Annotated in this window: 8 protein-coding genes, 1 tRNA gene and 1 pseudogene; all 10 read right to left on the bottom strand. The window is 59.8% G+C overall.

Features of this window, described 5'->3' with window-relative positions; all coding sequences use genetic code 11:
- Positions 1 to 2,035, bottom strand: a 2,035-nt coding sequence (rpoC, locus tag QZ638_RS19355) for a DNA-directed RNA polymerase subunit beta' (protein ID WP_295813536.1), incomplete at its 3' end; no start/stop codon positions are given.
- A gap of 150 nt (positions 2,036 to 2,185) precedes the next feature.
- Positions 2,186 to 6,325: a DNA-directed RNA polymerase subunit beta gene (rpoB, locus tag QZ638_RS19350; protein WP_295813535.1), complete on the bottom strand. Its 4,140-nt coding sequence runs from the start codon at positions 6,323 to 6,325 to the stop codon at positions 2,186 to 2,188.
- Positions 6,326 to 6,506: 181 nt separating this feature from the next.
- Complete coding sequence (gene rplL, locus QZ638_RS19345) at positions 6,507 to 6,884, bottom strand: 50S ribosomal protein L7/L12 (protein ID WP_295813534.1); 378 nt, start codon at positions 6,882 to 6,884, stop codon at positions 6,507 to 6,509.
- 51 nt (positions 6,885 to 6,935) lie between these two features.
- Positions 6,936 to 7,454 carry a 50S ribosomal protein L10 gene (gene rplJ / locus QZ638_RS19340; protein WP_295813533.1) on the bottom strand — a complete coding sequence of 173 codons (519 nt, stop codon included), beginning with the start codon at positions 7,452 to 7,454 and terminating at the stop codon, positions 6,936 to 6,938.
- A 343-nt stretch (positions 7,455 to 7,797) separates the two neighbouring features.
- Positions 7,798 to 8,502 carry a 50S ribosomal protein L1 gene (rplA, locus tag QZ638_RS19335; RefSeq protein ID WP_295813532.1) on the bottom strand — a complete coding sequence of 235 codons (705 nt, stop codon included), beginning with the start codon at positions 8,500 to 8,502 and terminating at the stop codon, positions 7,798 to 7,800.
- Between the two features lie 4 nt (positions 8,503 to 8,506).
- Positions 8,507 to 8,935, bottom strand: coding sequence for a 50S ribosomal protein L11 (gene rplK / locus QZ638_RS19330; RefSeq protein ID WP_065815247.1), 429 nt, complete (start codon positions 8,933 to 8,935; stop codon positions 8,507 to 8,509).
- A gap of 136 nt (positions 8,936 to 9,071) precedes the next feature.
- Positions 9,072 to 9,599: a transcription termination/antitermination protein NusG gene (gene nusG, locus QZ638_RS19325; protein WP_295813531.1), complete on the bottom strand. Its 528-nt coding sequence runs from the start codon at positions 9,597 to 9,599 to the stop codon at positions 9,072 to 9,074.
- Positions 9,600 to 9,628: 29 nt separating this feature from the next.
- Positions 9,629 to 9,832: a preprotein translocase subunit SecE gene (gene secE, locus QZ638_RS19320; RefSeq protein ID WP_007010606.1), complete on the bottom strand. Its 204-nt coding sequence runs from the start codon at positions 9,830 to 9,832 to the stop codon at positions 9,629 to 9,631.
- 299 nt (positions 9,833 to 10,131) lie between these two features.
- Positions 10,132 to 10,207, bottom strand: a tRNA-Trp gene (locus QZ638_RS19315).
- A 233-nt stretch (positions 10,208 to 10,440) separates the two neighbouring features.
- Positions 10,441 to 10,521 (bottom strand): annotated as a pseudogene (locus QZ638_RS19310) (elongation factor Tu); the annotation flags it as partial.

Genomic DNA, 10,521 nt, shown 5'->3' with positions numbered 1-10,521 from the left:
ACTTCTCGCCCTGGGTGATCAGGCCGTCATTGTACTGCTGCTCGTATTCCTTGGCGAGCGCTTCGGTCTCGGCCACCAGGTTCTCCTTGGTGTCCGGGATGACCATGTCGTCCTTGCCAAAGGAAATACCGGCACGGCATGCGTGTCCGAAGCCAAGCTGCATGACGCGGTCGCAGAAAATAACCGTCTCTTTCTGACCGCAGTGACGATAGACCGTATCGATCATCTTGGAGATGTTCTTCTTGGTCAGTTCCTGGTTGCAGATATCGAACGGCACATTGTGGTTCTTCGGCAGAAGCTCGCCGACGATCATGCGGCCAGGGGTCGTCTCATGGATCTGCGATACGGAGTTGCCCTCCGCGTCGACAGTCTTGAACCGGCCCTTGATCTTGGTGTGCAGCGTGACAACACCGGTCTCGAGCGCGTGATGAAGCTCGCCCATGTCGGCAAACACCATCCCCTCACCCGGCTCGTTCTGGTTCATAATGGACAGGTAGTAGAGTCCGAGAACCATATCCTGCGACGGCACGATAATCGGCGCGCCGGAGGCCGGATGCAGAATGTTGTTGGTCGACATCATCAGGACGCGCGCTTCAAGCTGCGCTTCGAGCGACAGCGGTACGTGAACGGCCATCTGGTCGCCGTCGAAGTCGGCGTTGAACGCGGTACAGACCAGCGGATGAAGCTGGATCGCCTTACCCTCGATCAGCACGGGCTCGAACGCCTGAATGCCCAGACGGTGAAGCGTCGGCGCGCGGTTCAAAAGAACCGGATGCTCGCGGATCACCTCATCCAGGATATCCCAGACTTCCGGCTTTTCCTTCTCGACCAGCTTCTTCGCCTGCTTGACGGTGGACGAATAGCCCTTCGCGTCGAGACGTGCGTAGATAAACGGCTTGAAAAGCTCCAGCGCCATCTTCTTCGGCAGGCCGCACTGGTGCAGCTTCAGTTCCGGACCGGTCACGATGACCGAACGGCCGGAATAGTCGACGCGCTTGCCGAGCAGGTTCTGACGGAAGCGGCCCTGCTTGCCCTTGAGCATGTCGGAGAGCGACTTCAGCGGACGCTTGTTGGCACCCGTGATGACGCGGCCACGGCGACCGTTGTCGAACAGCGCGTCGACGGCCTCCTGAAGCATACGCTTCTCGTTGCGAATGATGATGCCCGGCGCGCGCAGCTCGATCAGCCGCTTCAGACGGTTGTTACGATTGATAACGCGACGGTAGAGGTCGTTCAGGTCGGACGTCGCGAAGCGGCCACCATCCAGCGGAACCAACGGGCGCAGGTCCGGCGGAATGACCGGAACGATCTTCATAATCATCCATTCCGGACGATTGCCCGACTCCAGGAAGTTCTCGACCACCTTGAGGCGCTTCAAGAGCTTCTTCTGCTTGAGTTCGGAGGTCGTGGAGGCCAGCTCCGAACGCAGATCGCCCGCGATCTTGTCCAGATCCATATCCTGCAGAAGGTGATGGATCGCTTCAGCGCCGATCATGGCGGTGAACTGGTCTTCGCCATACTCGTCGACCGCAATCAGATACTCTTCTTCGGAAAGAAGCTGGTTCTCCTTGAGTGCCGTCAAGCCCGGCTCGGTCACGATGTAGTTCTCGAAATAGAGAACCCGCTCGATGTCCTTCAGGGTCATATCGAGCAGCGTGCCGATGCGCGAAGGCAGCGACTTCAGAAACCAGATGTGAGCGACGGGCGCGGCCAGTTCGATGTGGCCCATGCGCTCGCGACGCACTCGAGAGAGCGTGACTTCAACGCCGCACTTCTCGCAGATAACGCCCTTGTATTTCATGCGCTTGTACTTGCCGCACAGGCATTCGTAATCCTTTATGGGACCGAAAATGCGCGCGCAGAACAAGCCGTCACGTTCGGGTTTGAACGTACGGTAGTTGATGGTCTCGGGCTTTTTGATCTCGCCATACGACCAGGACAGAATTTTCTCGGGGCTAGCGAGAGAAATCCGGATCGAATCGAAAGTCTGTGCCGGCGCCTGAGGGTTGAAAAGATTCATGACCTCTTGGTTCATGCCGATCTCCTTTTCGGGACGCATCGTCCCTTTTCAAACTTCGGTGAAGATTGCCACCGCCTGCTTCACCGGTTCAAATGCTCGGTCGCAATGCTGCCTTGCGAACGACGATTGTGTGTCGCGGGCAAACCCCGCGACACACGATAAAGCTTATTCCGCCGCATCCGGCAGTTGCTCGGCCTCAGCCGGGTCAATGCGGGAGTTTTCAAGCTCCACATTGAGGCCGAGAGAGCGCATTTCCTTGACGAGAACGTTAAAGCTCTCCGGAATGCCCGCCTCGAACGTGTCGTCGCCGCGCACGATGGCTTCGTAGACCTTGGTGCGGCCGGCCACGTCGTCCGACTTGACCGTCAGCATTTCCTGCAGCGTGTAGGCCGCGCCATAGGCTTCCAGCGCCCAGACCTCCATTTCGCCGAAGCGCTGGCCGCCGAACTGCGCCTTACCGCCCAGCGGCTGCTGGGTAACGAGCGAGTACGGTCCGATCGAACGGGCGTGGATCTTGTCGTCCACCAGGTGATGCAGCTTCAGCATGTAGATGTAGCCCACGGTCACCTGACGATCGAACGGTTCACCCGTGCGCCCGTCGTAGAGGGTGACTTGGCCGCTGGTCTGCATGCCTGCCTGTTCCAACATGGTGTTCACGTCGGCCTCATGCGCACCGTCGAAGACCGGCGTGGCGATCGAAACGCCTCGGCGCATCTGCTCGCCCAGCCGCACGACGCTTTCGTCGTCATACTGACGAACAGGCTCGTTGCGATCATTCTCCGGAATGACGGACTCGATCGTCTGGCGCAGCGGTTTGATGTCGCCGCTATCCTTGTAGCTGTCGATCAGCTCGCCGATCTGCTGGCCCATCCCGGCACAGGCCCAGCCGAGATGCGTCTCGAGAATCTGACCGACATTCATGCGGCTCGGCACACCCAGCGGATTGAGCACGATGTCCACATGCTGGCCATCTTCCAGGAACGGCATATCCTCGACCGGCACGATGCGCGACACGACACCCTTGTTGCCGTGACGACCGGCCATCTTGTCGCCGGGCTGCATCTTGCGCTTCACGGCGACGAAGACCTTGACCATCTTCATGACGCCGGGCGGCATCTCGTCGCCGCGCTGCACCTTTTCGACCTTGTCCATGAAACGCTGCTCGAGCGCCTTCTTGGACTCGTCGTACTGCGCACGCAGGGCTTCAAGCGCCTCTTGAAGCTTTTCGTCGTCGACGGCGAATTGCCACCACTGCGAACGCGGATATTCGTCAAGCACTTCGGCGGACAGCGCACCACCCTTCTTGAAGCCCTTGGGGCCGGCGATGGCCTGCTTGCCGTTCAACATGTCGGCGAGACGCGCATAGACGTTGCGGTCGAGGATCGACTGCTCGTCGTCACGGTCCTTGGCGAGGCGTTCGATCTCCTCGCGCTCGATCGCCATCGCGCGCTCGTCCTTCTCCACGCCGTGGCGGTTGAAGACACGCACTTCCACGACCGTGCCATACGTGCCGGGCGGCATGCGCATGGAGGTGTCGCGAACATCCGACGCCTTCTCGCCGAAGATGGCGCGCAGGAGCTTTTCCTCCGGCGTCATTGGGCTTTCACCCTTCGGCGTGATCTTGCCGACGAGGATATCGCCCGGCTGAACTTCCGCACCGATATAGGTGATGCCGGCCTCGTCGAGGTTCTTCAGCGCTTCTTCCGAAACATTCGGAATGTCGCGTGTAATTTCTTCCGGCCCAAGCTTCGTGTCACGCGCCATCACCTCGAATTCCTCGATGTGAATGGAGGTGAAAACGTCATCGCGAACGATGCGCTCAGACAGAAGGATGGAGTCCTCGTAGTTGTAGCCGTTCCAGGGCATGAACGCGACGAGTACGTTGCGGCCCAGGGCCAGATCACCCAGATCCGTCGACGGACCGTCGGCAATGATGTCGCCCTTGTTCACCTGATCGCCCACGCGCACCAGCGGACGCTGGTTGACGCAGGTGTTCTGGTTCGAACGCTGGAACTTCATCAACCGGTAGATGTCGACGCCCGAACGCGATGCGTCTACGTCCTCCGTGGCGCGGATGACGATACGCGTCGCATCCACCTGATCGACCACGCCGGTGCGGCGGGCAGCAATCGCAGCGCCGGAATCGCGCGCCACGATCGGCTCCATGCCGGTGCCAACGAACGGCGCCTCGGCGCGCACCAATGGCACGGCCTGACGCTGCATGTTCGAGCCCATCAGTGCGCGGTTGGCGTCATCGTTCTCAAGGAACGGAATGAGCGCCGCGGCCACCGAAACGAGCTGCTTCGGCGACACGTCCATCAGGTCGACATTCTCGCGCGGCGCCATCATCACCTCGCCGGCATGGCGGCAGATGACGAACTCATCGGTAAAGCTGCCGTCGTCGCCGATCGTGGCGTTGGCCTGCGCAACGTAATGCTTGGCCTCTTCCATGGCGGAGAGATAGACCACGTCCTGCGTGACCTTGCCGTCGACGATCTTGCGATACGGGCTCTCGATGAAGCCGTACTTGTTGACGCGGGCGAAGGTGGCCAGCGAGTTGATCAGACCGATGTTCGGGCCTTCCGGCGTTTCGATCGGACAGATACGGCCATAGTGGGTCGGGTGCACGTCGCGCACCTCGAAGCCCGCACGCTCACGCGTCAGACCGCCCGGTCCAAGCGCCGAAAGGCGACGCTTGTGGGTGATCTCGGAGAGCGGGTTGGTCTGGTCCATGAACTGCGAGAGCTGCGAGGAACCGAAGAACTCGCGCACGGCGGCAGCCGCCGGCTTGGCGTTGATCAGGTCTTGCGGCATAACCGTGTCGATCTCGATCGACGACATGCGCTCCTTGATCGCGCGCTCCATGCGCAGAAGACCGACGCGGTACTGATTCTCCATCAGCTCGCCGACAGAACGCACGCGACGGTTGCCGAGATTGTCAATATCGTCGATCTCGCCTTTGCCGTCGCGCAGTTCGACCAGCGTCTTCACCACGGCGACAATGTCTTCCTTACGCAGGACGCGAACGGTGTCCTCTGCATCAAGCTCAAGACGCATGTTCATCTTCACACGACCGACGGCCGACAGGTCGTAACGTTCGGCGTCGAAGAACAGCGAATGGAACATCGCTTCGGCGGTCTCGAGTGTCGGCGGTTCGCAGGGACGCATGACGCGGTAGATGTCGAACAGCGCGTCCTGGCGCGACTCGTTCTTGTCGGCAGCCAGCGTGTTGCGGATATAGCCACCCACATTGACGTGGTCGATGTCGAGGAAGTGGGCTTCTGTGGCGCCCGTTTCGAGCAGCACTTTCAGTGTCTTCTCGTCAATCTCGTCGCCGGCCTCGAGGAAAATCTCGCCGGTTTCCGGATTGACGATGTCTTCGGCCAGATAATTGCCGAGCAGATCGTCTTCCGTTGCACGAATGGCTTTCAAGCCCTTCTCGGCAAGCTGTTTCGCCTGACGCGCGGTGATCTTCTTACCCGCCTCCACGACGACTTCGCCGCTGTCAGCGTCGATCAGATCGGCAGTCGCCTTCAAGCCTTTGAAACGCTCGACGGTATAGGGCACACGCCAGTTGTCACCGTCACGCTCGTAAGTGAGCTGATCGTAAAAAGTGGACAATATCTCTTCGCCGTCCATGCCCAGCGCCATCAACAGCGACGTTGCCGGCAACTTGCGGCGACGGTCGATGCGCGCATGGACGATGTCCTTGGCGTCGAACTCGATGTCGAGCCAGGAGCCACGATACGGGATCACGCGGGCGGCGAACAGAAGCTTGCCAGAGGAGTGCGACTTGCCCTTGTCGTGGTCAAAGAACACACCCGGCGAACGGTGCATCTGAGAAACGATGACGCGTTCGGTCCCGTTGACGATGAAAGTGCCGTTGGACGTCATGAGCGGCATATCGCCCATATAGACGTCCTGCTCCTTGATGTCCTTGATCGACTTGGCGCCGGTATCCTCATCGACATCAAAGACGATCAGGCGCAGCGTCACCTTCAGCGGCGCAGCGAAGGTCAGATCGCGCTGCCGGCACTCGTCCACATCGAACTTCGGATCCTCGAACTCGTATTTCACGAATTCGAGCATCGCCGTACCGGCGAAGTCCGAGATCGGAAACACCGATTTGAACACCGCCTGCAGCCCCTCGTCGAGGCGCCCGCCCTTGGGCTCCTCGACCATAAGGAACTGGTCATAGGATGCCTTCTGAACCTCGATCAGGTTCGGCATCTCCGCAACTTCCGGAATCTTTCCGAAAAATTTGCGTACCCGCCTGCGACCATTAAACGTTTGGGTCTCGGCCATCGTCGCTCCTTGCCCTGCCTGGCTTGCATGCACCACGTGAACCGCCATCCCGGCGGTCAATCCAAACGGATAAAAACCCGTTTCCTGAAAACCGCTTACGGCCCACAGGAAAGAGGTTTCAATTCCAAATCCGGTGTTCCGGTCCGCGCGGATCTGAAACCCGCGCGGACCGGACGCCGAATTACTTCAGCTCGACCTTGGCGCCTGCGCCTTCGAGCTGCTCTTTGATCTTGTCGGCTTCGTCCTTGGACACGCCTTCCTTGATTGCCTTGGGAGCGGACTCGACGAGGTCCTTTGCTTCCTTCAGGCCCAGGCCGGTGATGCCGCGGACTTCCTTGATGACATTGATCTTCTGGGCGCCTGCATCGGCGAGAACGACATCGAACTCGGTCTTCTCTTCTGCAGCTTCGCCAGCGGCGGCACCGCCTGCAGCAGCGGCAACAGCCACCGGAGCAGCGGCGGAAACGCCCCACTTCTCTTCAAGCATCTTCGAAAGCTCAGCCGCCTCGAGGACGGTCAGGCTCGACAGGTCTTCAACGATCTTAGCAAGATCAGCCATTGTACATTTCCTTTTGTGTTCGAACTGTGTTGTTGGTCTTGAGGACCGGCATCACGCCGCCTCGTCCTTCTTGGAATAGGCGCCAAAGACGCGCGCGAGCTGACCCGCAGGCGCGTTGACAACCTGTGCGATCCGGGTCGCCGGCGTCGAAATCATGCCGACCAGCTTCGCCCTCAGCTCGTCCAGCGACGGCAGCGAGGCAAGTGCCTTCACACCGTCGGCGTCGAGCGCGGTCTCACCCATGGCACCGCCGAGAATGACAAGCTTGTCATTGCCCTTGGCGAAGTCGTTGGCGACCTTTGGAGCGACAACCGGATCGTCCGAATAGGCAATCAGGGTCTGACCTTCGAAAAGGACCTGAATGCTCTCGGACGGGGTTCCCTGAAGGGCGATTTTGGCAAGACGGTTTTTTGCGACCTTGACGGTGCCGCCCGCGCCGCGCATCTTCGAACGAAGATCGTTCATCTGCGCCACGGTCAGACCGGCATAGTGGGCCACGACGACCGAACCAGTGTTGCTGAACACCTGATTCAGGTCCGCGACGAATTCGCGTTTTTCCGCTCTGTCCACTGCCTTCTCCATTTGACGGATAGCCCCGAAGGACATAACCGCCGGTTTGCCTTTTGCCGCAGGGCATCCGCAAACTCGGATCACCCAAGCGACGCTCGAGGATCCTGTCCCCTTTCGCCAACCGGAAAACCGGTATCGGACAAAAGGCCAACACGGTTCGAACCTTCCACCGGAGCCACGCTCCGCTTTCCGGTCCCACCCGTCTCATGCAGACCCCGATAAGGGATTAAGGCGAACCGCCTGCAATCTCGGACAGGATGTTCCGGAAGTTTCCTTCCGGTTTCCGGATCCGAAGACCCGGAAAGTCTTGGGGAGGATGCCGGAGCATCCACCCCGAAATTCGTCAGGACGCAGCCGCGAGGCTGGCAACGTCGATGCGCAGGCCAGGTCCCATGGTCGAGGTGATTGCCACCTTCTTCACATAGTTGCCCTTCGCGCCTGCCGGCTTTGCCTTGATTACCGCATCAGTGAAGGCGCGCACATTCTCGACAATCGCCTTGGCGTCGAACGACGCCTTGCCAACGCCTGCATGCACAATGCCGGCCTTCTCGACGCGGAACTCCACGGCACCGCCCTTAGAAGCCTTCACCGCCGCCGTAACATCGGCCGTAACCGTACCGACCTTCGGGTTCGGCATCAGACCGCGCGGACCGAGAACCTTGCCGAGACGACCGACGAGCGGCATCATGTCCGGCGTGGCGATGCAGCGATCGAACTCGATCTCGCCCTTCTGGACGATCTCGACCAGATCTTCTGCGCCCACGAGATCCGCACCGGCAGCCTTCGCCTCGTCCGCCTTGTCGCCCTTGGCGAAGACGGCAACACGAACCGTGCGGCCCGTGCCGTTCGGCAGGTTGACAACGCCGCGAACCATCTGGTCCGCATGACGCGGATCGACGCCAAGGTTCATCGCCACTTCGATGGTCTCGTCAAACTTGGCGGTCGCGCGATCCTTCAGGAGTGCAACAGCCTCATCGAGCGCGTATTCCTTATCGCGGTCAATGCCTTCACGCGCCTTAGCAATGCGCTTGGAGAGTTTCGTCGCCATATCGTCAGCCCTCCACTTCCAGGCCCATGGAACGGGCCGAACCCTCGACCATGCGCATGGCCGCATCGACATCGTTCGCGTTCAGGTCTTTCATCTTGGCTTCGGCGATCTCACGCACCTTGTCGCGCGAAATCTTGCCGGCAACCGACTTGCCCGGCTCCTTGGAGCCCGACTTCAGGTTGATCGCCTTCTTGAGGAAGTAGCTCACCGGCGGCGTCTTCATCGTAAAGGTGAAAGACTTGTCCTGGTAATAGGTCACGACGACCGGAATCGGCGACCCCTTCTCCATCTCCTGGGTCTGGGCATTGAATGCCTTGCAGAACTCCATGATGTTGATGCCACGCTGACCAAGCGCAGGACCGATCGGGGGCGACGGCGTCGCCGAACCCGCGGGAACCTGGAGCTTGAGCAGGCCTGCAACTTTCTTAGCCATATCTCATCTGCCTTGTCGTTCACACCGGCCACCCCTTGGAAAGAATGGGCCGGCACTGCAGTTTGGTGGTTCGGAAACCTGCGGCCGGCTGAGCCACCCTTCCCTTCCACCGATGAAGCCCTTCAGGGCAACACGGTCAGCCCTTTTCGACCTGACCGAATTCCAGATCGACGGGCACGGCCCGTCCGAAAATCGAAACCTCGACCTTGAGGCGCGAGCGCTCCTCATCGACTTCCTGAACGAAGCCATTGAAGGATGCGAACGGACCATCCGCGACACGCACCTGCTCGCCGATCTCGAAGGTAACCGACGGCTTGGGATGTTCGACCCCCTCCTGAACCTGAGTCAGGATGCGATCGGCCTCGGCCTCGGTGATCGGCACTGGCTTGGAGTCGCCGAGGAAACCGGTCACCTTCGGCGTGTTCTTGATCATCGAGAAGACGGCATCGGTGAGCTGCGCCTTGACGAGAACATAGCCGGGGAAAAATTTGCGCTCGGCGTCGACCTTGCGGCCGCGGCGCACTTCCACGACTTTCTCGGTCGGAACGACCACCTGCTCGATCTTGCCCGTCAGCCCCTTCTGGCGGGCCTGCTCTTCGATGGATTCAGCAACCTTCTTCTCAAAATTCGAATAGGCGTGGACGATGTACCAACGCGCAGTCATTTCAATCGCACTCCGTCAATCGTCCGGGATCAGGCACCAATGCCAAGGATGAGTTCGATGCCATAGGCCATCAGCTGGTCGGCAGCGAAGAAGAAGATCGCCGCCAGCGTGGCGAAAGCGATCACCATCACCGTGGAGATCAGTGTCTCGCGCCGCGAGGGCCACGTCACTTTCGCAGTTTCGGATCGAACCTGCTGAAGAAACGTGAAAGGATTCGTGGTTTTCGACGCCATATGCCGCTCTTGGTTCTGAAGCCTGGTAAGCCAGGTTATTTATTGTCCCCGACAGTATCGGGCAAAAGTCCCGAGACCGGCGAGGCCTGCCCCGAGGCGCGGAAGAAACACGAAAACCGAATCGATTTTCATATTCCACCCATACGACAAAGGCGCGTAAAGCCGCTTTCCCGGCTCCACGCACCGCGTGTCTGTTTGCTCTACATAGAACCGAAGTTCGATTCTTGCAAGCCCCCAACGCATATTGCGACGGCCTGTGATGCAGGGCTCGAGAAAAACGCTTCTTATACGTATTGCACTGGCAGGGGCAGAGGGGCTCGAACCCCCGACCTGCGGTTTTGGAGACCGCCGCTCTACCAACTGAGCTATACCCCTGTACTCCCGTGCACCGCACAGTGCAGGCAGGCGCTTCCTAAGGGCTTCCGAAGCGTCTGTAAAGAGACTTTCATGCAGCTTTCGCGCGATCCACCTGATTTGTTTCAGGAATGCGCGCCTTGCCGGCGCCTGAAGGCTTGGAACCGCAACGGCAACAGAAAAGGGCGGCCAAAAAGCCGCCCCTTCCGTCGTTCAGAGCAAAGGCCGTCCGCGATCAACGGACGGTCTTTCGATCATTCAGTGATGGATGCGACGATGCCGGCACCGACGGTGCGGCCGCCTTCGCGGATGGCGAAGCGCAGCTTCTCTTCCAT

The sequence above is a fragment of the uncultured Nitratireductor sp. genome (genome assembly GCF_913053745.1).
Classification (GTDB): domain Bacteria; phylum Pseudomonadota; class Alphaproteobacteria; order Rhizobiales; family Rhizobiaceae; genus Nitratireductor.
The sequence above is the reverse complement of the archived record's forward strand: the minus strand, read 5'-3'. Positions and strand labels throughout refer to the sequence as shown.